Raw genomic sequence first — 22879 nt, 5'->3', positions numbered from 1 at the left:
AAGCACCGTTGTCAGGGATATTACCCCGACAACGGTGTTTTTTGTGCTGCAAGAAAGGAGGGGACGGCCTAATGGCCAAAATGCAGCTCGTGCTGCTGGATGCCGACACCTATTTCGGCGGGATGCTTTCCGCTTATATCCGTTCTTCGGAGTTTGCCGAGCGGTTCAGCTTTCATTGGTTTACGTCTCGGGCAGAAGGGTTTCGATTCGTCGAGGAAACGCGACAACCGCAAATTGTGCTGGTGCACGAAGCATGGCTGCCGCTGCATGAAGCGCTGTTCGCGTTGAAGACGGGTTGCACTGTTATCGTCAGTGAGACGAAGCGTACCGGCGGGGTGCTGGAGTATCCGGTTCTGTTCAAGTACCAGCCGTTGAACCGCCTCCTGTCGTCGGTTGCTTCTCATTATAACGAGTACAGCTATCTGGAACCGCTTCGGGGCAGCAAACGTTCCGGCGTTATTACCGTTTATTCGGCGGTCGGAGGAAGCGGCAAGACGGTAACCGCGGTCCATCTGGCCGCGCAGCTCGCCGAACATGGGGAGCGCACGTTATGTCTTTCCTTGGAGCGTCTGCCGTCGCGGGGCTGGTACGAAACCGAGCCGATGGAGAGCGAAACGAGCGAGACTTTCTCCCGGCTGCTGTACTATGCCAAAACGCGGCCTGAGCAAATCCCGGCCAAGCTTGAGCAGTTAAAGCGAACGCACCCGACATGGAAATACGATTTCATTCCGCCCCTTACGCACCCGGCGGAATGGGACGACATCGAGGCTTGCGACATCAGGAGGCTGTTCGAAGGCATCGTGAAAGCCGGGATCTACGATCGGATCATCGTGGATGCCGATTCCTCGGACGGGCCGTTGACGACGGAGCTGCTCAAAGTGTCCGGTCTCGTGCTCTGGCCGTTGACGGATGACGTCATTCAACTGCAAAAGTCGAAGGATTGGTTCGAAAGCCGCCGCCTGCGTCATCAGCAGGAAGCAGAGGAGTTGCAGGCTAAAGTCCGGTTCGTCCTTAACCGGTTTACCGGCACCCAGGCCAATGATATGGCATCGTACTCGTTTAAGGTCAGCGCCCGGTTACCGTATGTGCCGGAATGGAAACATGTCGCGCAAGCGGATCGCATGCTGTTGAGAGGATTTGCCGACGAGGCTGCGGCGCTTGTTCGAGGGGGCGGTTCGCCTTGACGGCGGAACAGAGCTGGATCGACCTGAAGCAGCAGCTGAAGCTGACCATTCAAGATCGGATCGACTACGGGTCCTCGCTTTCAGACGAGCAGCTGCTCGAGTTAATAGAAGCGGAAGTTTTCACCCGGTCGATGGAAAACTTTATTTCGGCCGGACGCAAGCATAAGCTGGTGCGGGACATCTTCGATTCGTTCCGCGGGCTCGACGTGATCCAGTCCCTGGTCGAAGACAAGGAAATTACGGAAATTATGATCAACTCTCATGAACGGATTTTTATCGAGAAGCACGGGCAAATGATACAGACAGATCTGGCTTTCGAAAGCCGGGAGAAGCTGGAGGATACGATTCAGGCGATCGTCGGCAAAGTGAACCGCATCGTCAACGAATCCAGTCCGGTTGTGGATGCGCGATTGACAGACGGCTCGCGTGTACATGTCGTGCTTCCGCCAATCGCACTGGACGGACCGACGATGACGATTCGAAAATTTCCCGCTCATCCGTTAAGCATGCGCGATTTGATCGCCATGCAAGCGATATCCGAGGAGGCGGCGCAATGGCTGATCCGTTTGGTCAAAGCCAAATACAATGTGTTCATCAGCGGCGGCACGGGTTCGGGCAAGACGACGTTCCTGAACGCCCTGGCCCAGCATATTCCGCCGGACGAGAGGGTCGTTACGATCGAGGATTCGGCAGAACTGCAGATCCGCGGCATACCGAATGTCGTACGGTTGGAGACACGCAACGCCAACACCGAGGGCAAGGGAGAAATCTCCATCCGCGAGCTGATTCGCGCTTCGCTGCGGATGCGTCCGAACCGGATCATCGTCGGAGAGGTTCGCGGCGCCGAGGCGCTCGATATGCTGCAGGCAATGAACACCGGGCATGACGGAAGTTTGAGCACAGGTCATGCCAATTCGACGACGGATATGCTAAGCCGTTTGGAAACGATGGTTTTGAGCGGGGCGCAATTGCCGCTCGATGTCGTTCGCAAACAGATGGCATCCGCGATTGATGTGATGGTCCATTTACAGCGGCTCCGGGATCGTTCAAGAAGAGTAACCGAGATTAGCGAGGTAGCCGGAATCGTGCAGGGGGAGGTGGTATTGAATCCGTTGTACCGGTTTGAAGAGCAGGGCGATCAAAGGGAAGGTCCGATTATCGGCGGCCTGGTGCCGACCGGCAATGAGCAGCGGCAACTGGCCAAGCTGCACATGAGCGGCTTGCTGTAGCAAAGCTGCGGAAGGAGGCGTGATATGGATTCGATGAAGAAGGCGATTTCGTTCCGCCGTAAGCTGGAATTTATCAAACGGGGGCAGTTCGGCGAAGAAAGCAATCATGCAGTTGCGGATTATAACGAGATCCGTTTGTCGAGCCGCGAGTGGATGGGGACGGTACTGCTGGGAGCCGGATTGTCGGGCGGTGTGGCATGGATTTTTTATAGACATCCGTTTGCGGTGCTGGCGTTCGCTTGTGCCGGGTTCGCCTTCCCGGCCATTCGCCGGAAGCAGCTGTTGTTGAAACGCAAAGCGCAGTTAAAAATTCAATTCAAGCAGCTGTTGTCCGCCATCTCCTCATCGCTAAGCGCCGGGAGATCGGTGGAGAGCGCCATCCGCGAGTCATTGAACGATTTGAGACTGTTGTATCCCGATGCCTCGGCCCTGATTATCAGGGAGCTGGAAATGATGGTCCGGCGCATGGACAACGGAGAGAGCATCGAATCGGCATTTATCGGTTTCGCCCGGCGTGCGCACGTGGAGGAAATTTCCCAATTCGCCGATATATTTGTCATTTGCAAGCGGACAGGAGGCAACCTGGTGCAGGTCGTGCGCAGAACGACACTGCTCATTCAAGAGAAGCTCGATATTGATCAGGATTTGCAGGTGCTGCTGGCGCAAAAAAAGTTCGAGTCAAAAGTGCTGGCCGTCGCCCCTGTCGTTTTTGTCGCCGTGATGGCGTGGAGCGCTCCCGATTATATGCTGCCGCTTTACGAAGGAACGGGGCATTTGATTATGACAGGCTCCTTACTGCTGCTGTGGATTTGCCGACTGTGGATTCAAACCATTATGGACATAAAGGTGTGAGCGGCGTATGTCGTGGATGCTGGTTTTGCTGCTGCTGCAAGTCACGGCGGCCACTATGCTGGCGGTGTCGTCTCACCGGTCGTACGCTTCCTGGTTACTGGAGTTCCGCCGGCTGCTGCCGAAAGACCCGCTGTATTGGGCAGCGGCTGCCGCCCTGTGCGTGATCGACAGGCTGCAGCTTGCGGAAAGGCTGAGCGAACCGCTCCATCATGTTCATCAAGTGATGATCGGCTTGCATGGCGCCAAGTCTGCCTTAACGCATACGCGGTGGTTTGTCGCGGGATCGGTGCTGATCGGATGGGGCTGGGTGCTTCTCTTTACGCTGCTCGGGTCGCTGCTCGATGATAACGCCGAAATGCTCGTTTACGGGCTGTTGTTAGGTGTGGGAACACCGCTGGCGCTGTACAAGAGAGAGCAGGGAGCCCTGATCCGCAAGCGGCGTTCGATGCTGATCGAGCTGCCGGAGGTGTTGAATCAGCTGATGCTGCTCGTCGGAGCGGGAGAGACGGTGCAGCAGGCATTGATCCGGATCGCCGACAAAACCGGGGCATCGGCCGATCCGCTGCGCATGGAGCTTTCCGAGGCGGCGCGAGCGTTGAAAATGAATGGTTCTTTTACAAAATGCATGGAGGATTTCAGCAAACGGTGTTCTCTCCAGGAAACGACTTTGTTTACAACAACGCTGCTTTTGAACTACAGACGCGGCGGCGAGGAGATGCTCGTTTCGCTGCGCGAACTGTCCATGACGCTGTGGGATAAGCGGAAGGCGCTTGCCAAGACGCTTGGCGAAGAAGCGTCGTCCAAGCTTGTATTTCCGATGGTGCTTATCTTTTTTATCGTCATGGTTATCGTGGCCGTTCCAGCCTTGTTAATGACGGCCTAATCATCTTTACGAAGCGGGAGGAATGGGGAATGTTCGCATTTAGAGAGGCATGGAATCGGTTTTGGAAGGAGGAGGACGGGCTCGGGACGCTGGAGATTTTGCTCATCGTCGCGGTACTGCTGATTATAGCGATAGCTTTTCGCAAGTGGATCATGAAGTGGATGCAGCAATTGTTCAACAGCGCGGATTCCGAAATTAATACGGAAACGAGCAATTTGCGCGGGACAGGGAATCAATTGGGCCAGCCGCAAACGACCCCGTAACCGCTCATGGAGCGTCTGCTATTCCGTAAGGGCCTGGCGGCTCGGCTGAGGCGTCTGGCCTCCGCGAAGGAAGGACAATTTACGCTGGAGGCTGCATGGACGCTGCCGATTATCGTGCTGTTGACGTTCTCGCTCTTGTGGCTTGCGGTGATGATGTACCGCGAGTCCGGCTTATATTTCAACGCGGGCCGGTTGGCGGAACGAACGGCCTATGTCTGGGACAACAGCCGGAAGGACATGGTTACAGGAGCGGTCCGGCCTGAAGCCGGGGACGGGCTTTATTGGCGGTTGGCTGACGACGGCCTGTCGCAATGGTTTAATGTGGCGAACCCGATGAGCCCGGTTCGCGTAGCTTTACCGCAGTCTGCAGGAGAACGCGATACAGCGGAAGGGCCGGCCGGAAAATTGGCCCGAACGGCTGGCTTGCTGGATGTTTCCGTACGAGGCTCGTTGTCGTTTCAGCACTACGGTTTGTTCAGGGTCGTACGGGCGGCTTTGGAGAGGAACATCGAGGTGCCGGCAACGGCGAGCCGCTGGTTCAAGTCCACCGAGATCGAAGCGTTCGCTGCGTCATATGTCGTCGAGCCGGTCGAAACGATCCGCTTGACGGACCTTACGCGGACATTCATCTCGGAAATTCAAGGGCGCATCAAGCCGAAACAAGCATTGGCGGCCATGGTGCAGCCCGCCTCCGACGTCAAGCAGCCGGTGCCGGTTACGAGCCATGCGCAAGCGGCGGAGTATGTGCGGCTGTTGGTGAACGGGACGGAGACGATCGTTCAAGCGACTCCCGAATCCAAACGGACGATCGACGCGCTTGACGCATCCGGCGTCGCGCATCAAGCCTACTACACGTTCAATGAAAAAAATTTACGCGAGGTCCAAATGCCCAAAGATCTCGAGCTGTTAAAGAAAGGTGTGCAAGTAAAGGGCGTCGTCTGGCATTTTTTCAAAACCTCGAATCAGGATAAGATCAAGCTGTCGCAAGGCTTGAGGAAAGAGCTGGAGCGCAGCGGCATCGTCGTTGTGTTCCATGAATGAGGAGAACGGCGGGAGGTGAACGATTGTTCCGCTTCAAGCGATGGTGGCGAAGCGAAAAGGGCGGCGTTTCTATGTATCTCATGATGATTTTACTGCCGCTGCTTTTGTTCTTAGGTTTGTTGATTGACGTTTTACGCTGGAAAACGGCGGACCAGGAGGCGGAGCTGGCCGTGAAAGCCGGTGTCCGCTCCGTCATGTCCGCGTATTCCAAAAATTTGCAGGCTTACGGCTTGTACGCCATAGAAACGGGAACCGTCGATGCGAACGGCGAATTCGCCAAGACGGTGTCCGACAATTTGTCGGATTCTGCGGGAGCCGACCGATTCGTATGGATGCGTCAGGAGCTAGTGCCGGGAACGGCCAAAGTGACTCCAATATATCCGTTATCCAATCATCAAACGATGAGGCAGCAAATCTTAGAGGAAATGAAGTATCGCGCACCGCTTAACTTTGCGCTGGAAATTGCGGACAAATTTCAGAAAAACGGTGTTGCGGCCGCGATGGGAGACGCCTCCCGGTTCGGTGAACGCGCCTCTAAAGTGGAGGCTCTGATCGGGGAGCGCGACAAGAAGATGAACGAGGCATGGCAGGAGTTCGCCGCGATCAAGCAAAAATCGGCGGACATCACGCCGTTCTATCAAACGCAGCTGCGCGATTTGAACGAATTGAGCGCGCGTATCGGTGTTCATACGCTTGAAGATACGCGCTTGGCGCTTCAGCAGGCCAAGGCTCAGGCGACTGCCTTACAGAACCAGATCCGCAGCATTGACGGTTCAATCAATTCCTTGGCGCAGGCGGGCGCGGGCGCCGTTCAAGCGATCGCGCAGCTCGCCCAATCCCGCGCCGAGCTCGCCAGCCAGTATCAGATTGCGATGCAAACGGTAACCCAATACGAGGAGTTGATAGCCAATTTCGTGCGTTACGGCGAACTGCTGCTGGTCCTTCAAGGGAAAACCGCGCTGGATCAAGACGAGCTCCATACGAAACTCATCCGGTTCCAGCAAGCGTTCAAACAAACGGTACTAGCGAACGATGCGTTGAACGCCGAAATGGAGCAAATCAAGAACGGGGGAGGGGGCTCTTCCACAACGGCAAAAGCGGACGACGTGTTCGCCCGGGTGCAAGTGATCGGCAAACAGGAGCTGGATCAATGGGAGGCCGATGCGGGCGGAGCCGTCGCTCAATTTTCCGGCTTTCATGCGCAAATGAACGACGGTATTTGGTTTACGCAGCAAAAATATGCGAACACGATCGCTGCGGTCGAAGGCTCGAAGCAAACGCTCGATACCGCGTGGACACGCATGTCCCCGGAGATGAATCGCAGAAGTCAAAGCCAGAAGAACATTCAAGACGCGAAGCGGGAGCAGCGGGCGAAAACGCAAGCCGTATTGGATCAAGTGAGACGCGGCATCGGCGCTTGCAGTCTCGTCTCCGGCGTCGACCCTTACGAATCGTTGTATCACTCGCTTCAGGGAAATCCGGCAACGCCGGGGGTAAAAGGCTATTTCCAGACGTTCATGGAGATGAATCGTCAGCAGGATAACCTTGCCTCCGTCCCGACGGCTCCTTTAGATAATCCGGATCAGGCGGGTTTGAGCGCGCTTAAACTGGCATCCGGACTCGAGAACGTCCTCTCGACGGTTCGGGACGAGTATTATATCGATGATTACGCCGTCAGCAAGTTCAGCTACCGGACGCTCGGAATGGAGAAAGATTCGTACGGCCGCATCCGTACATCCAAAGAGCTTTCGATGCCGGAGCAGCATCCGCTTGCCAACCAGGAGGTGGAGTATATGATCTATGGCGCCGCTTCTTGCGCAGGCAATTATTCGCTTGCTTATGCGGAGATGTTTGCGTTTCGTCTTGCGATTGGCGTTGCGGAGGCGCTGCTTGCCCCGGACGCCAACTCGCTGGCAGCCGGTTCGCCGCTGCTGGTGCTGCTTGCGGCTGTTGCCGAAGGGGCCGTACAAGCGCAGCAGGATATGGCGCTTTTGATTCAAGGGGATTCGGTACCGGTTTCTAAAAAGCTTAGTTCGGCGATCGCTTTAAGCTATAAAGATTATTTGCGCATCTTTTTGCTGCTGCACAGTAAGGAAGCGGCGCTCTTGTCCCGTATTCAGGCTCTGGTGTATGTAAATACGGGTGTCGATTTAACCCAAACCGCGACCTACTTGTCCGGCAGCGCTTCGACTGCGTTTTCGTTCTGGTTTATGCGCGGTGTGACGCGTCTATTGGGAAATAACGGCTTTGCCGCATGCGGGGCGGATAAAGCGAGATGCAGCTTGTCCAAGACGGCCGATTTGCGCTACTAGGGCAAGTTATTTCGGGGTCCGATTGGAGGTAAACAGCATGCGGTGGGTGAAAGATCGTGAGGGCGGAATTGTCTTGGAAGCGGCGTTGGTGCTGCCGCTGTTCTTCTCGCTGCTTCTGCTGCTCGTATCGTTTATCCGTCTGTCTCTATGCGAAATGGCGCTTCAATCCACGGTTTCCGAAACGGCAAAAGTAATCGCCTCGAATATGTATCCGGTCGAGCTGTTGTACAACGAGGCGAAGCAGCAATGGGCCTCGAGTGCGCCCGGCGTTTGGCTCGATCAGGTGGTGACGCAGGCTAACGCCGCAAGGCAGCAGGTAGTGGACGCGGAATCGTTCACCGATAATTACAGCCGCTTCATCCCGGAGCCGATTGTGCGCCTGATGGCTTGGGAGAAATCGTATCGGGAACAGCTGGAGGCGAAGGGCGGCGAGTCGACGCAGGAGCTGAAAACGAGCATTCGCCGTCATGCGGCGGAAGCGGCGACGCCGATAATCGCCTCGTTTGCGGAAACCGGCATCTTACAACCGGAAAAGCTGAAAGTGACGGATTTACAGCTGCCGGATTTCAACGCGGGGACATCGGCATACGTCACGGTTGAAGCGCAGTACAGCTATACATTTTTGCTGCCGTTTTTCAAAAAAACGGTTGTGCTGCGCAAAAAAGCGACGGAACGCGCCTGGATCGGAGGATGAACATGTGGGCTTGGTGGATGGTTGGAATGATGCTTGCGCTTGCTTTTGCAACGGATATTCGTAAACAAATCATACCGAATTGGTTAACGGCAGCGGGGATTGGCGCCGGTTTGCTCGGGCATGGAATGGCTCAAGGCGGGTACGGGCTTGCTTTCTCGGCGGCGGGGCTGGCATGCGGATTTATACCGATGCTGCTGCTATATGCGCTGGGCGGCGTAGGGGCCGGAGATGTCAAGCTGTTTGGTGCGTTAGGGGCCATGACGGGCGCTGTTTTTACACTGTATGCGATGGTCGCCTCATTATTTTTCGCCGGTTTGATTGCCTTGATCGTCTTTATTTGCCGGCATGATCGCATGGTTCGGTTAAAAGAGACGTTTGCGATCGTATTTCAGCTCTGGATTTTACGCGACTTATCGGGATTCACGAGCAGTCACCGTGAGGACGGCAAGCTTCGCTTTCCTTTCATGTGGGCGGTGCTGCCCGGGACGGTTTACTCGTTTATTTATGGGGGGGACGGATTGTTTTGAGCCAGGCACAGGAAAAGATGAAGATCGGATCGGAATAAAGGGGGGATGAACTTGACACAATCGATCTACGGGCTTCAGGTCGATTACAAGAAACAACAGGGTCACTTTATGACATTAACGGCCCCTGAGGGTCTGAAGCAGGAAGAACTGTCCGAGTTTCAATTGCGGATGGTGTCAGCGAATCGGATACCGAAGCTGCTTGAGCTGCAAGTGGAAGCAAAGGACGCCAGGCTGACTTTGTTTTACAATATTACAGGCAAACGTATGTTAACGCAGGGGCTTAGAATCGAGCCGCTTTCTTTGAAGCAATACTACGGGCTGCTGCTGCAAATCGTTGAAGTGCTCGACGACAGCAGCGTGTATATGCTGCAGCCTGGACGTTACTTGCTTAAAGAGGATTTTATTTTTTACGGGTTCGGGCTTGATGATCTGTATTTGACTTATGTGCCTAAAGAACATTTGGACGGGAAGGCGTCGGTTTCCACAGATTTGCAGCATTTGGCCTCCCGCTGGATCCATCGGGTCGTAGAACTGCAGGGTAACGGCTTTCAGGAGGTGATGCGTTACTTGCAGGAAGAAACGTTCAACCTTCCGGAGCTGAAGCGGTTACTGCTGCGGCAGCTGGAGCGTTCGCCGGGTTCGGCAGCGGCAGCAGGTCCATCCGCCGTCATTCAGGAAATGATGGAGGCGGGAGCCTCGTCTGCTGTTCGCCCTGACTTGGTTCCGCCTGCACCTCCCCTGTTCAAGGAGACGCCCTGGGGGGACGAGGCTGTGATACCGGTACCCGATAAATCGGAAAAGCAACCCTTTGAACCGCTTAAGAAGCGGCTGTTTCTCCTGCTGGGAGCTGTGCTCGTGCTTTGCTTCGTTTGGAAGCTGTATGCGGAAAATCCGAACGAGCAGAAGCTTTACTTGAGCGCGGGAAGTACGGTTTTCTTGGGAGCTGCTTTACTATGGGGTTATCGGAGAATGGGACGGGAACGCGGGTATGAACGACCCGGCTCCATCGAACTAGGCAGCGCTGGCGTATTGGCGCCGAAAGCAGAGGAGGAGGCAGCCAGGCACGCATTTTTGAGCCGTGCCGGACTGGTGGAAGAATTGTATACGCCGGTGGACGATCGATCGACGCTTGCCGAACCGGACGGTTATGCGGTCCGGGCGCAAGCATGGGATAAAGCTGGCGATAACCCGATCCGGTCGTCCGCATGGAATAAGAATGAAGCCGGAGATTATGCGCTCCAGTCGTCGTCCGCAAGGAACGAGGCTGGTCACGTTGCGGCAGGTCCATCCCTGTGGCAGCATTCTTCCGTCCATTCGGAATTAAGCGGTCGAACGACGCTGCTGCTTCCATCGGATGCCACCGTCCTGCTTGGCCCGCCGCAAGCAGGCATTCATGTGAAAATGCCGTATTTGGAAGTATCGCGAAGCGGGAGCGGGGGGAGCCTGGAGCGAATCGATCTGAGCAAGCCCAGCTTCGTGATCGGACGCCAAGGGGCGGAGGCCGACTGGGTGATCGAGGAGGCAGGCGTATCCCGGCTGCACGCCGAGTTTGTGAAAGAGCCGGACGGATACGCGGTTAAAGATCTTGGATCGCGCAACGGAACATGGCTGAACGGCGAGTTGTTGGTTCCTTATCAGACGCATCCTCTTCGTGAAGGCGATATCGTAAAAATTATATCGACCGAAATCATCTATAAAATTTGAAGATCATCGCAGCTCAATCGCCCAAATAAACCATGGCTTCAATCTCAATCAGTGCGTCGGGGTGAGAGAGTCTGCTCACTTCAACCAGAGTGCTGGCAGGCTTGTCATTGCCGAAATAACGCTCGCGGACAGAGGCGATTTCAGAACGGCGTTGGATGTCTGTCAAAAAGATAGTCAGTTTGACGACATCGGAGAAAAGGACTTCCGCTTCGTCTAAAACCGACTTGATGTTTTGAAACACTTGCTCGGCCTGGATTTCGGCATTCCCCAAGCCGACAAGGCGACCAAGATGATCGGTAGGCAGCATCCCGGATACGATCATCATGTTACCGAAGATCACGGCGTCGCTATAAAGCACGCCCGTTTTCCGGGAGTTTTTCTGAATGCGTCGGATTTTACTCATGCACAATTTATCTCCTTTTCAATTAACAATCACCGGGAGTATTCATCCGGCGTGATGTAACGATACTTCAAGTAAAAAGCTAAACTTCACTTTTTTCAATTGCGATGTTCCTTTATATGAAACAGTTAAGTGTCAGATGAAGTCGTCAAATGGACTCAAAAATTGTGGAATTTGCCATGTTGCAAGGGTGACCGGCGAACTTTTACCCCATTTTCAGGTGCATCCGCTCGGCTAAGATGATATAGTAAACATCATAACGACCGAAATCACCTATAAATTGGAGACTTGAGCCGTGAAAAAAACGATTGCCGTACACTGGCACTATGGCGCCGCCACCCATAGCGGTTGGCACCGTGCGACGAACGACGACCGCTCTTTGATACGCATTGGACTGACCGCTGGCGGAACGCCTTATGCCGTGGCGGCGCTTGCCGACGGTATGGGCGGGCTTGGGGCCGGCGGGGCGGCCGGGGACGCCGCGATGGAGGGACTTCGCACATGGCTGGAGGAGCGGCTGTCGAAGCTGCTCGATCGCAAGGACCGGTGGAGCGCGTTCGAGCGTGAAGCCGTCCGGCAATTCCAAACGATTCACGGCCAAATCGTGGAACAAAGTCATAAGCAGGGGGAGCGTCAAGGAACGACGCTTACGCTGCTTCTTTTGATCGGCGCCGTTTATTTGATCGTTCATATCGGCGACTGCCGCGTGTACAAATTTAGTCCGGGCCAAGACTTGAAGCGGCTCACCCGCGATCATACTTGGGTAAACGGACAAGTGCGGCGGGGGCTGATGTCGAATGAGACGGCACGTAAACACCCGAAGCGGAACGTTCTGCTCTCGTTTCTCGGAATGAACGGCAATCCGCGCGTCGAGGTGCAAAGCGGGCTTTACACGCCGGGGACGCTGTTCTTGCTGTCCAGCGACGGATTTCACGGATCGTTCCCGGAAACGGAAATTCGCGTCATGCTGACGGCAGCCCGGGACCGCGGGGAGGGCGCGCAGGCGATCTGCGACGAGCTGCTTTCCCGGACGCTGGAGCACCGGGCTGCGGACAATATCAGTATTCTCGTGTTGAAGGCGATGGACCGGCATGCGGGCGACAACCCGATCTTGATCGGGTTAAAGCTTTTCTTGCACCGGCTGCGTCGTTTGCGGCTGTCATCCTATTTTCTTCCGTAAACGACAGCTTGGAAGCGAATCGATCTAGCTTCCTCCTTACAGGTAATGATATAATGAGTTGTCCATCAAGGTTTGGAACTTCGATGAATGGTCGGCTGTGCAAGCCGGTAAATAAGCAGAATGATACATATAATGCGTAGCAACAAAAGGAGAACGTGAGATGCTGACACACGTAGTTATGTTCAAATTGAAGGACCGCAGCCCGGAAGCCGTCCAAGCGACGGCTGGGGTGCTGAAAAATATGGAAGGCAAAATCGAGGTGCTGCGTTCGATCGAAGTAGGGATTGACGTCCTTCGTTCGGACCGCTCTTACGACATCGTGCTGATCACGAAGTTCGATTCCAAGGACGATTTGAGTGTGTACGATAACCACCCGCTGCATGTCGAAGTGAAAGCGTACCTCAAGCAGGCGGTTGACGGAACGAGCGTGTGCGTCGATTTCGAGAGTTAAGAAAAGCCCTACCACAAGGCGGGCTTCATGACCATCAAACCGAGCATAACGAACAAGACGAACATATACAAATAAAGGGCCCGGCTTAATTTGCGGACGAGAACCTCACGCTCGTGATCCGGCTGACGCAGCTTGCGGAGTGTCGGTGAGAAGGCGCGAGCCATAAAGAAGAGTGAAGCGAATAGCACGACGAACGTGCCGAATATCCACGGGGTCGTCCATGGCAGCCCGCTGAGCCACATGAGCAGCAAGCCGGAGAAGACCAGCACATGACCGGTATGTTTGGAAAGTCGCACGACGAATTGAAATGAATCCAGATAAGTATGCAGGACGGCGCCTTCGGCGCTTTGCAGCTTGCGAAGCATCGGCAAGAGGACGAAGAACGGACCGATGGATACCATCGCGCTGATCACGTGAATATAAACGAGCCAAGCGTACATGAGCGGCAAACTACCTCCAAGCAGGGGGATGGGTGAACAAACAAGAACAAGTGTAGCGAGATCGGCCGGTCGCCGGCTTGAGGAAGTCCTCAAGCGGGCAAACGGCGCCGCGCTGCACTGTTTTCATTTCAACAGGAGCTTTTCTTACAAGGCGCGAAACTCGTGAACCCACATTTTCATTTGCGGCATCCACGGCATCCCGGCATGCAAAGACATGATGTACGTCTTATAGGCCTCTACACTCGGGTAACCTTCCGTTTGCACGTTCTCGTCGGTCAATTCGCCGATCGATTGCTGGTAGACGCGTGTGACCTCATATCGATGCCCGCGCAGCTCCATAATTTCACCCGGGTCGGCGTACCGTCCGTTGCGGCGGGTAGTTGTTTTTTGGCCGCTCAATACTTTCTCAATGTCGGCTTCCACCGTAATCATCCGGTCGATCGAACAGGTTTTCGGCGGCAATGCTTCGGTTGTCATTTTGTTTCCTCCTTGAGGGTTCGTCTGCAGTTATGCAATTCCATCCAAAAGCTTACACGAAAACGAAATTCGAATCAAATAAAGGAGCGTGACGTGAACTTGAACATGAACGAGTCATATATGCTGCAGCTGCTCCGAACGCTGCTCGAAACCCCCAGTCCGAGCGGCTTTTGCGCGGATATCATGCGCCTGTTGAAGCAGGAAGCCGCGGGGCTCGGTTATACGATGCAGCTGACGCCCAAGGGCAACGGCATCCTGACGGTAGAAGGGCGCGAGCCCGGCCGGACGATCGGCTTATCCGCACACGTCGATACGCTGGGCGCTATGGTGCGTTCGATCAAATCGAACGGAGCCTTGAGATTCACGCTGATCGGCGGCTACATGCTCGGCTCCGTGGAGAACGAGTATTGCCTCGTCCACACGCGTGACGGACGAACCTACACGGGGACGATTATGACCAACAAGCCGTCGGTCCACGTGTTCGCCGACGCCCGCGAGCTGAAACGCGAAGAGGCGGTCATGGAAGTGAGGCTCGACGAGCCGGTCGCATCGGAGCAGGATGTGAAGGCGCTTGGGATCGGGACAGGCGACTTTATTTCGTTCGATCCGCGCGCGCAATTTTTGCAGAACGGGTATATCAAGTCCCGCCACCTTGATGATAAAGCGGGCGTCGCGGCCTTGTTCGGACTGCTGGAATGGCTGAAAAGGGAGAACGTTCAGCCGGCCTGCACGCTTCAGCTGCTGATTAGCACGTATGAAGAAGTCGGGCACGGCGCCGCATGGATTCCCTCCGACATTACCGAATTGCTCGCCGTCGATATGGGGGCAATGGGTGACGATCTGCGCAGCACCGAGCTGGACGTCTCGATTTGCGCCAAAGACTCGTCGGGGCCTTACGATTACGCGATGACGTCGCAATTGATCCAGCTGGCTAAACGCGAAGGCTTGTCCTATGCGGTCGACATTTACCCGCAGTACGGATCCGACGCCTCGGCCGCCCTGCGCGGAGGCAGCAACATTCGCGCCGCGCTGATCGGTCCTGGCGTACACGCTTCGCATGCGATGGAACGGACGCACCGGCAAGGCATCGCTCATACCGCGGCGCTGCTCGCCGCTTACGTGACGGACCCGGCGCCCTTGTACGAGGCGTAACAGCCTTGCCCGTAAGCAGCCGCTTGAAGAGAGGAAGATGCGATCATGAATATCGTGACGGTTGAAGATTTATATAAAAGCTACGGTGAAAAAGTGCTGTTCGACGGCATTTCGTTTCAAATCAATGAGAAGGAGCGGATCGGCCTCGTCGGCGTGAACGGGACGGGCAAATCGACGCTGCTTCGGGTGATGGCCGGTCTTGAAACGACGGAACGCGGCAAGCTGACGCACGCCAATCATTTTCACGTCGAATATTTGCCGCAGCAGCCCGAGTTCGACATGGAGTCGACGGTGCTCGAACAGGTGTTCCACGGCGATACGCCGATTATGAAGGCACTCCGCGAGTACGAATGGGCGCTCGCCGAACTCCAGCTCGCGCCGGAGGATGAGAAGCGGCAGGCGAAGCTGTTCGCCGCGCAAAGCCGGATGGACGCCAGCGGCGCCTGGGATGCGCAGACGACGGCAAAGACGGTGCTCTCCAAGCTCGGCATCCGCGACTTCGCGCAGAAGGTCGGCACCCTGTCCGGCGGCCAGCGCAAACGCGTCGCGATGGCGCGCGTGCTCATCCAGCCTGCCGACCTGCTGATTCTGGACGAGCCGACCAACCACATCGACCACGAGACGGTCGAATGGCTGGAGGGTTTCCTCGCCGGGTGGAAAGGCGCGCTGCTGCTTGTTACGCACGACCGGTACTTCTTGGACCGGGTGACGAATCGCATGTTCGAGCTGGATCGCGGCAAGCTGTACAGCTACGAAGGGAACTATGCTTCGTTTCTGGAGAAAAAAGCGGAACGCCTCGAACGGGAAGCCTCCATGGAAGACAAGCGGCAGAACCTGCTGCGGCGCGAGCTGGCCTGGCTGCGAAGAGGCGCAAAAGCGCGGACGACGAAGCAGAAGGCGCGCGTGGACCGCGTCGTCGAGCTGCGCGACCGCAAGGTCGACGGTCCGTCCGGGAGCCTCGATATGTCGCTGGGCGCAAGCCGTCTAGGGAAAAAGATTATGGAGCTTGAGAATGTCTCAAAAGCTTACGACACGCGCCGCATCGTCGACTCATTCAGCTACATCGTGCTGCCCGAAGACCGCATCGGCATCATCGGTCCGAACGGCACCGGCAAATCGACGTTCCTCAACATGCTGGCGGGACGGATTCAGCCGGACAGCGGCGAAATCGCCGTCGGACCGACGGTTAAGCTTGCCTACTATACGCAGGAGAGCGTCGAGATGGACGAGAAGATGCGGGCGATCGAGTACATCAAGGAAGCGGCCGAAGTGATCCGCACGACCAGCGGCGAAGCCATTACCGCTTCACAGATGCTGGAGCGGTTCCTGTTCACCTCGGCTCAACAGTGGACGCCGATCGGCAAGCTGTCGGGCGGCGAGCGCAGAAGGCTGTATTTGCTGCGGACGCTGATGGGCGAACCGAACGTGCTGCTGCTCGACGAACCGACGAACGATCTCGACATTCAGACGTTGACGATTCTCGAAGAGTATTTGGAAGACTTCCCGGGTGTCGTCATCACCGTCTCCCATGACCGTTATTTCCTGGACCGGACGGCGGACCATTTGTTCGTTTTCGAAGGGGACGGGAAGGTGCGCAAGTTTTACGGCAACTACAGCGAATATTTGGAGCAGACGAAGCAGGAGCGGCAGCAGGAGAGCGATACGGCTCGTACCGGGAAGGCGGATGCACCGAAGAGTGCGCAAGGCCAGGCATCGACGGCAGGCGACCGCCGGGAGGCGAACCAGAACCGTCCGAGAAAGCTTTCTTTTAAAGAACAGAAAGAGTGGGACGAAATCGAAGGCAAAATCGCCGATATGGAAGAAAAGCTCGCGGAAGTGAAGCGGGGCATCGAGAGAGCCGGGAGCGACTACGGCAAAGTGCAGGAGCTTTACCGCGAGGAGCAGGAGCTTACCGAGAAGCTGGAGCAGGCGATGGAGCGCTGGTCGGAGCTGTCGGAGCTGGTCGAGAGCATCTCCCAACAGAAATAAAGGCGCGCTGTATAATCTTTTTGGGAAACAAGCTCTAGTTATGCTATAATATACGTTTGGAAGCTATTTGTTTTATCGTTTAGTTTTAGTCCATGGGAAAGTAGGTCATCGATTCATGATTACGGTAACTAACGTCACGTTAAGATACGGCAAACGCGCGTTATTCGAAGACGTCAACATCAAATTTACTCCGGGCAACTGTTACGGGTTGATCGGCGCGAACGGAGCGGGCAAATCGACGTTCCTGAAAATTTTATCCGGCGAGCTGGAACCGAACAAGGGCGAAGTGAGTATTACGCCGGGCGAGCGCATGGCCGTATTGAAGCAGAACCATTTTGAATACGACGAAATCGACGTGTTGAAAACGGTCATTAAAGGCCACGCCCGACTGTTTCAAATTATGGAGGAAAAGGATGCGCTTTACGCAAAGCCCGATTTCTCCGAAGATGACGGCATGAAAGCGGCGGAGCTTGAGGGCGAATTCCAAGAGCTGGACGGCTGGCAGGCGGAGTCCGATGCGGCGGAGCTGCTGATCGGTCTTGGCATCCCGAAAGATTTGCACGATATCAAAATGAAAGAACTTGACGGCAGCCAGAAGGTGCGCGTCCTGCTGGCGCAAGCGTTGTTCGGCAATCCGAACATTCTGCTGCTCGACGAGCCGACGAACCATTTGGACATCGAATCGGTCCGCTGGCTGGAGAACTTCTTGTCCCGCTACGAAGGCACCGTCATCGTAGTCTCCCATGACCGTCACTTCCTGAACCAGGTATGTACGCATATCGCAGACATCGACTTCAGCAAAATCCAGCTGTACGTCGGCAACTACGACTTCTGGTACGAGTCCAGCCAACTGGCGCTCAAGCTCGTGCGGGAGCAAAACAAGAAAACCGAAGAGAAGCGCAAGGAGCTCGAGGAGTTTATTCGCCGATTCAGCGCCAATGCGTCCAAGTCCAAGCAGGCGACGTCCCGGAAGAAAACGCTCGAGAAGCTTCAGCTTGAGGACATCAAGCCGTCGACGCGCAAATATCCGTTCATTAAATTTACGCCGGAACGCGAAGCGGGCAAACAACTGCTGCAGGTTGACCGGATCAACAAAACGATCGACGGCCAGCTTGTGCTGAACAATGTCTCTTTCACCGTGAACAAAGGGGATAAAATCGCCCTTGTCGGCCCGAACGGGATCGCCAAAACGACGCTGTTCCAAATCCTGATGGGCGAAATCGAAGCCGATTCCGGTGAGTACAGCTGGGGCGTAACGACAACGCAAGCCTATTTCCCTAAAGACAACTCGGCTTATTTCCAGTCCGATATGAATTTGGTCGATTGGCTGCGTCAATATTCGAAGGATCAAGACGAGTCGTACCTCCGCGGGTTCCTGGGTCGGATGCTGTTCTCCGGCGAAGAAGCGCTGAAGAAGGCGAGCGTACTGTCCGGAGGCGAGAAAGTGCGCTGCATGCTGTCCAAAATGATGATGAGCGGCGCGAACGTACTGCTGCTCGACGAGCCGACGAACCACTTGGATCTTGAATCCATCACGGCGCTGAACAACGGCTTGATCGATTTCGACGGCACGATGCTGTTCGTTTCGCATGACCATCAGTTCGTGCAAACGATCGCCAACCGCATCATCGAGATTACGCCGGCCGGAATTATCGACAAGGTCATTACGTACGACGAGTTTCTGGAGAACGACGATATTAAGCGTCAACGCGAGCTTGCCTACGCTTAATACTGGTCTGACGCCAGCGCGTTTGCTTCCGTCGCGCGCGACAAAAGAAAAGGATGAGCGGCAGCCCTTCCGGGCAGCCCTCATCCTTCTTTAACACCTATGGCCGATTAGCTTCCGCCGGTACGACGGCGTTGATTGTTCGGTTTCTTATTGTTCTGGCTGCGCATGACCGCGTCGCTGCCAGCCCGCTGCTGCGGATTGTTCTTCGCGTCAAGCTGAGCTTGTTTCTTCTGTGCAAGCTTGTTCTTGATCGCATCCGCCAAGCTCACCTTGCGCGGTTCTTCCGAGTTATTCATTTCCGACATTTGTATACACCTGCCTGTAGATCAATATAGTACCATCATACCGGATTTGTCCACCCGGAAGCAACATTCAAAAATAAAGCCGAGAAGGGGGCGTTGAGATGGGATTGCCCGACTGGTCGGAGAAGGAGCTGAAGGCCCTGAGTCTCCCGCCCGTTACGCCTGCGGACCGAGCGGACGAACCGACGCGTTATGTGCTGTTCCATACGCCGCTATGCGGCACATGTCAAGCGGGCCGGCGAATGCTGGAGGTCGTGGCTTCCATGGATCCGGGTCTGACTATTGGACAGACGAACATCAACTTGTGCCGGGAGCTGCCTTATGACTGGCAGATCGAAAGCGTACCTTGCCTGGTCAAACTGGAGCGCGGTGTTCCGACCGGCAAGCGGTACAGAATGGAAGGGGTCGCCGAGCTCTACGCCTGGATGATAACAACGTAACAACGTAATCCAGCCGAAACCTGAATGAAGGAAGGGAGAATTCATATGCAATCGGATACATGTCAAACGGGTCAAATTGTTACGGCGTCATACAAAACGGGAGAGTACATCGGCGAAGTCGTCGAGCTGATGTCAACCGGTAAAGCGGCTGTGCGCATTCTTGCCGTAGTGAAACATCCGGCCCAAGGAGATTTGCACAATCCGATGAACCCGGACGTGCCGTTCTTTCATGAACGCCGCGCGCTGGCCTACCAGGAGATCGCCTTAATGCCGCCGCAAACGATCGCCGCTTATCACGGTTCGATTCCGGATTACAAACAATCGCTGCTGCAGGCCCTCGATCGGGAGATCGCCAGCTTCGACCGGCTCCGCCGCTTTGCGGAGCGCTCGCTCAGCGAGCTGGAGAAGCTGAAGCAGGACTATCTCTAAGAGACGGAAGTGATTGACCATGCTGTTCGTACTCATCGGTCTATGGACTGTCGGGCTGCTCTTGCTCGTAACCGATCCGAAGCGGCTGACGACCCGATGGATCAGCAGCATTGCCTTTACCGGCGGGTCCGGGGGCTTGTCCGCGGTCATTGCCGATCAGGTGGTTCCGTACTTGCTCGAGCGACAATGGCTTACCGAGCCGGTCGCTCAACTGCTTGCGAACGCTGAGCTCATTGCGTCCCGAATTTGTTACTATGGACTGCCGTACACGTTCCTGATGTTCGCCATCGTTTATCACCCGAATTATCCGCTGTGGACTTGGCGTAAATGGTTGCCGTGGGCACTGCTTCTGCCGCTTGCCGGAACGTTCCTGTTCGAACCGAAGCCGAACGATCCGATTCCTTACGGTTATGTTACGTTCTGGGCGACGCCTTATATCCTTACCGGCATCGGCCTGCTGCTGACGGCGGCCTGCCGCGAGCGCAACTCGTTCTTGCGCCGCAGCCGGTTTCTGGTTGCGGCGGCGGCGGCGCCGACGTTATTTTTTGCTCTATTCACATTATATTTATTTCCGACGTTTCTCGGCATTTATGAGCTGTGGCGGTATAACGCCTGGGTTATCGCCTTTACGATTGCAGTTATTATCGGCTCCAGCTTTCGGTACGGTTTTATGGGGCTGCAAATTTCGATCCAAAACCAGAAGCTCGATTATACGCTGCGGGCGATTACATCGGGAACGTCGATCCTGAACCATGCGATCAAGAACGACGTAGGGAAAATCCGGCTGTTTGGCGAAAAAATCAAATCCGATGCCGCAACAGGCAGTCCCGATCCGGTCGAGCTCGTGCGGGACTTGGAAGTAATTATGAACGCTTCCCAGCACATTTACGATATGATGTACCGGATTCAAGGCCAAACGCAGGAGGTCGTTCTGCAGAAGGAACGCATCGTTCCCGCCGATGTCATGCACGAATGCCTGCGCATGCTGGCTCCGGAGTTAAGCGGCTTCGAGGTCCGCGAGGAGTATGCGTACAGGGGAGCCATGGAAGCTGACCGCGCGCAGCTCGTCGAAGTATGGACGAACGTGCTGACGAATGCGATGGAAGCGATGCCGCAAGGCGGCGTGTTAATCGTGCGTATGACGGAGACGAAACGGAAAATCGTGGTGGAAATCAAGGACAACGGAATCGGGATGGAAAAGCATCAGCTGAAACGGGTGTTCGATCCTTTTTACTCGACGAAGAGCGGGAAAAAGATGAATTTCGGACTAGGGCTGTCTTACTGCTATGCCATCGTGCATAAGCATAAGGGCACCATGAACGTGCACAGCAAGCCGGGGCTGGGCACGAGCGTATTCATGCAGTTCCCGAAGCCGAAGCAGCAGCATGATAATTCTGTTGAAGGAAAGGGTTGATCTGAGATGGAGACGAACGTCATCCGGGTTGCCATCGTGGAGGATGACCCCGATTGGCTGGTCGGCTTGAAAAGCTACTTGAACAAGGAAGCGGACATCGAGGTCGTCGGAACGGCTTCCAGCGGCGCCGACGCTGTGGAACTGCTCGAACGGACGGAAGCGGACGTCGTGCTACTGGACATTATGATGTCCGACAGCCCGGAAGGGCTATGGGCGGCGGCCGAGATTGTGAAGTGCAGCGGCGCGCGGGTGATCATGTTGTCCTCGATGGAGGAAAAGGATATGATCTTCGAGGCTTTTAGAGCGGGAGCGGTCGATTATATGGTGAAATCGGATTTCGCTGAAATTCCGAAAGCGGTGCGCAGCGCCTATGCGAACCGCAGCGCCATCCATCCGAGCGTAGCGGCGCAAATGCGTGAGGAATTCCGGCGCTTGAAGCAGCTCGAACAGGATGTGCGGGTCAAGGAGCTGCGCGAGCTGCTGACGCCAACGGAAATTCAAGTGCTCGATTTAATCGAGAAAGGGCACACGCAGACGCAAATCGCCGACAAGTTCGTCGTCTCGATCCGGACGGTGAAAGTGCATGTAGGCAACATTTTGAAGAAGCTTGGCGGAAAAAGCAGCAAAGAAGCGGCGCAAAAAGCAAAGGATATGGGCATTCTGTAAGAAGCACCATTACATCTTGAATGGGAGGAAATTTGCGATGTCTGCCAATGATCGGATTCAAATCGGCATCATCGGCGCCGGTGGTATCGGCAATGAGCATATGAAAGGCTTCCAGGCGACGCCGGGCGCCGTCGTCACGGCTGTGACGGACGTATACCAGCCGCTCGCCCTCGAACGGGCGAAGCAATACGGCATCCCGAACGTTCATGCGACCTATCAGGAACTGCTGCAGGATCCGAGGGTCGATGCCGTCGTCATAGCCGTCCCGAACGATGTGCATGCGCCGATTGCCATCGAAGCGCTGCAGGCGGGTAAACACGTGCTGCTGGAGAAACCGATGGCCATGAATGCCGCTTCTGCGAAGGAAATCGTCAAGGCCCACCATAAATCCGGCAAAGTGCTGATGCTTTCGCATCAGCAGCGCTGGGAATCCGTGTATTTGCAAGTGAAGGAGCAGATCGACAAAGGCGCGCTCGGACGCATCTACAATACGAAAGCCGGTTGGATGCGGCGTAAAGGAATACCGGGCTGGGGCTCCTGGTTTACACAAATGCATAAAGCGGGCGGCGGTCCGTTAATCGACTTAGGCGTACATATGCTTGATTTGTCGCTGCATTTTATGGGCAGCCCGAAGCCGGTGTCCGTCTTCGGTACGACCTATGCCGAATTCGGGCCGAAGCGCAAAGGGATCGGCGACTGGGGCAAGCCGGATTGGAACGGCTTCTACGACGTGGAAGATTTGGCAACCGCGCTGATCAAGCTCGAGAATGGCGGTACGATTACGCTGGACGTAAGCTGGGCGGCGAATACGACGTTCCAGGACAACGGTCCGTATATTTATTTAATGGGCACGGACGGCGGCGCTTCGCTTAGAATGGGCCAGGGCACGCTGCACACCGAGCTCTTCGACCGGACAGCCGACGTGGAAGTGAACGTGCCCGAAGGAGACGAAGGTCCCCGCATTCGGATGAACGCACACTTCCTGGAATGTGTCCGCGAAGGGCGCGAGCCGATGACGTCCGCCATGTCGGGCCTGGCGAACAGTTTGGTACTCGAAGCGATTTACGAATCGTCCCGTACCGGGAACGTCGTAAACTTAGATTGGAGTTTGGATTAATCGG

General features: G+C 55.5%; 24 protein-coding genes. 20 read left to right on the top strand and 4 right to left on the bottom strand.

Annotation, left to right across the window (positions count from 1 at the left end; translation table 11 throughout):
* The first annotated feature begins 71 nt into the window (after positions 1-71).
* From JMF85_RS18385 to JMF85_RS18340, 10 genes are read left to right on the top strand one after another with little or no spacing between them, the layout of a single operon-like run.
* Positions 72-1184, top strand: a complete 1113-nt coding sequence (locus tag JMF85_RS18385; RefSeq protein WP_201318696.1) for a P-loop NTPase family protein — start codon at positions 72-74, stop codon at positions 1182-1184.
* The gene (locus tag JMF85_RS18380) at positions 1181-2413 is read left to right on the top strand and encodes a TadA family conjugal transfer-associated ATPase (protein WP_236595911.1); all 1233 of its coding nucleotides are present in this window, start codon (positions 1181-1183) and stop codon (positions 2411-2413) included. Before JMF85_RS18385 ends, JMF85_RS18380 begins: the two co-directional genes overlap by 4 nt.
* Positions 2414-2437: 24 nt before the next feature.
* Positions 2438-3265 carry a type II secretion system F family protein gene (locus JMF85_RS18375; RefSeq protein ID WP_155613969.1) on the top strand — a complete coding sequence of 276 codons (828 nt, stop codon included), beginning with the start codon at positions 2438-2440 and terminating at the stop codon, positions 3263-3265.
* 7 nt (positions 3266-3272) lie between these two features.
* Positions 3273-4148 (top strand): type II secretion system F family protein, encoded by an 876-nt coding sequence (locus JMF85_RS18370; protein WP_230875930.1) that lies wholly within the window; start codon positions 3273-3275, stop codon positions 4146-4148.
* Positions 4149-4177: 29 nt separating this feature from the next.
* A complete protein-coding gene (locus JMF85_RS18365) occupies positions 4178-4411 on the top strand; it encodes a Flp1 family type IVb pilin (protein WP_054796431.1) in 234 nt (77 codons plus the stop codon).
* A 6-nt stretch (positions 4412-4417) separates the two neighbouring features.
* Entirely contained in the window at positions 4418-5452 is a 1035-nt protein-coding gene (locus tag JMF85_RS18360) for a hypothetical protein (protein ID WP_236595910.1), read from the top strand.
* A 23-nt stretch (positions 5453-5475) separates the two neighbouring features.
* Complete coding sequence (locus JMF85_RS18355) at positions 5476-7764, top strand: hypothetical protein (protein ID WP_236595909.1); 2289 nt, start codon at positions 5476-5478, stop codon at positions 7762-7764.
* 37 nt (positions 7765-7801) lie between these two features.
* Positions 7802-8458, top strand: a complete 657-nt coding sequence (locus JMF85_RS18350; protein ID WP_201318693.1) for a TadE/TadG family type IV pilus assembly protein — start codon at positions 7802-7804, stop codon at positions 8456-8458.
* Between the two features lie 2 nt (positions 8459-8460).
* On the top strand, positions 8461-8985 hold the full coding sequence (locus tag JMF85_RS18345; RefSeq protein ID WP_236595908.1) for an A24 family peptidase: 525 nt from the start codon (positions 8461-8463) through the stop codon (positions 8983-8985).
* Positions 8986-9036: 51 nt separating this feature from the next.
* Positions 9037-10689 (top strand): DUF6382 domain-containing protein, encoded by a 1653-nt coding sequence (locus JMF85_RS18340; RefSeq protein WP_397375995.1) that lies wholly within the window; start codon positions 9037-9039, stop codon positions 10687-10689.
* Between the two features lie 13 nt (positions 10690-10702).
* Here JMF85_RS18340 and JMF85_RS18335 read toward each other — a convergent pair whose 3' ends face one another.
* Complete coding sequence (locus JMF85_RS18335; RefSeq protein WP_141335831.1) at positions 10703-11092, bottom strand: RidA family protein; 390 nt, start codon at positions 11090-11092, stop codon at positions 10703-10705.
* 292 nt (positions 11093-11384) lie between these two features.
* Here JMF85_RS18335 and JMF85_RS18330 point away from each other — a divergent pair, with 292 nt between their 5' ends.
* Positions 11385-12269 carry a PP2C family protein-serine/threonine phosphatase gene (locus tag JMF85_RS18330; RefSeq protein WP_141335830.1) on the top strand — a complete coding sequence of 295 codons (885 nt, stop codon included), beginning with the start codon at positions 11385-11387 and terminating at the stop codon, positions 12267-12269.
* A gap of 160 nt (positions 12270-12429) precedes the next feature.
* A complete protein-coding gene (locus JMF85_RS18325; RefSeq protein ID WP_054796439.1) occupies positions 12430-12720 on the top strand; it encodes a Dabb family protein in 291 nt (96 codons plus the stop codon).
* A gap of 8 nt (positions 12721-12728) precedes the next feature.
* Here the strand turns inward: JMF85_RS18325 and JMF85_RS18320 are convergent, their stop codons facing one another.
* On the bottom strand, positions 12729-13160 hold the full coding sequence (locus JMF85_RS18320) for a DUF2269 family protein (protein ID WP_141335829.1): 432 nt from the start codon (positions 13158-13160) through the stop codon (positions 12729-12731).
* 144 nt (positions 13161-13304) lie between these two features.
* Positions 13305-13637, bottom strand: coding sequence for an ASCH domain-containing protein (locus tag JMF85_RS18315; RefSeq protein WP_127605747.1), 333 nt, complete (start codon positions 13635-13637; stop codon positions 13305-13307).
* A 105-nt stretch (positions 13638-13742) separates the two neighbouring features.
* On the opposite strand from JMF85_RS18315, the gene JMF85_RS18310 reads away from it, so the two are divergent.
* The 3 genes from JMF85_RS18310 to abc-f all read left to right on the top strand — a co-directional run bounded on the left by JMF85_RS18310 (position 13743) and on the right by abc-f (position 18507).
* On the top strand, positions 13743-14789 hold the full coding sequence (locus JMF85_RS18310) for a M42 family metallopeptidase (protein ID WP_397375997.1): 1047 nt from the start codon (positions 13743-13745) through the stop codon (positions 14787-14789).
* Between the two features lie 45 nt (positions 14790-14834).
* The gene (locus JMF85_RS18305; RefSeq protein ID WP_127605750.1) at positions 14835-16778 is read left to right on the top strand and encodes an ABC-F family ATP-binding cassette domain-containing protein; all 1944 of its coding nucleotides are present in this window, start codon (positions 14835-14837) and stop codon (positions 16776-16778) included.
* A gap of 115 nt (positions 16779-16893) precedes the next feature.
* Positions 16894-18507 (top strand): ribosomal protection-like ABC-F family protein, encoded by a 1614-nt coding sequence (gene abc-f / locus JMF85_RS18300; RefSeq protein ID WP_054799417.1) that lies wholly within the window; start codon positions 16894-16896, stop codon positions 18505-18507.
* 107 nt (positions 18508-18614) lie between these two features.
* Here abc-f and JMF85_RS18295 read toward each other — a convergent pair whose 3' ends face one another.
* Positions 18615-18803: a hypothetical protein gene (locus tag JMF85_RS18295; protein WP_054796473.1), complete on the bottom strand. Its 189-nt coding sequence runs from the start codon at positions 18801-18803 to the stop codon at positions 18615-18617.
* A gap of 107 nt (positions 18804-18910) precedes the next feature.
* Between JMF85_RS18295 and JMF85_RS18290 the strand changes: the two genes are divergently transcribed.
* Genes JMF85_RS18290 through JMF85_RS18270 form a run of 5 tightly spaced genes read left to right on the top strand, consistent with a single transcriptional unit; the run spans position 18911 to position 22875 of the window.
* On the top strand, positions 18911-19249 hold the full coding sequence (locus tag JMF85_RS18290) for a thioredoxin family protein (RefSeq protein ID WP_201318690.1): 339 nt from the start codon (positions 18911-18913) through the stop codon (positions 19247-19249).
* Positions 19250-19294: 45 nt separating this feature from the next.
* Positions 19295-19678: a kinase-associated lipoprotein KapB gene (gene kapB, locus JMF85_RS18285; RefSeq protein WP_201318689.1), complete on the top strand. Its 384-nt coding sequence runs from the start codon at positions 19295-19297 to the stop codon at positions 19676-19678.
* A gap of 19 nt (positions 19679-19697) precedes the next feature.
* The gene (locus JMF85_RS18280) at positions 19698-21092 is read left to right on the top strand and encodes a sensor histidine kinase (protein WP_141335825.1); all 1395 of its coding nucleotides are present in this window, start codon (positions 19698-19700) and stop codon (positions 21090-21092) included.
* A 6-nt stretch (positions 21093-21098) separates the two neighbouring features.
* Positions 21099-21758, top strand: a complete 660-nt coding sequence (locus JMF85_RS18275; RefSeq protein ID WP_201318688.1) for a response regulator transcription factor — start codon at positions 21099-21101, stop codon at positions 21756-21758.
* A gap of 37 nt (positions 21759-21795) precedes the next feature.
* Complete coding sequence (locus JMF85_RS18270; RefSeq protein WP_201318687.1) at positions 21796-22875, top strand: Gfo/Idh/MocA family protein; 1080 nt, start codon at positions 21796-21798, stop codon at positions 22873-22875.
* Positions 22876-22879: the final 4 nt, after the last annotated feature.

Source organism: Paenibacillus sp. EPM92 (assembly GCF_016586185.1).
Taxonomy (GTDB): Bacteria; Bacillota; Bacilli; order Paenibacillales; family NBRC-103111; genus Paenibacillus_G; species Paenibacillus_G validus.
Note: the sequence above shows the minus strand (reverse complement) of the source record. Positions and strands in the feature narration are given on the sequence as shown.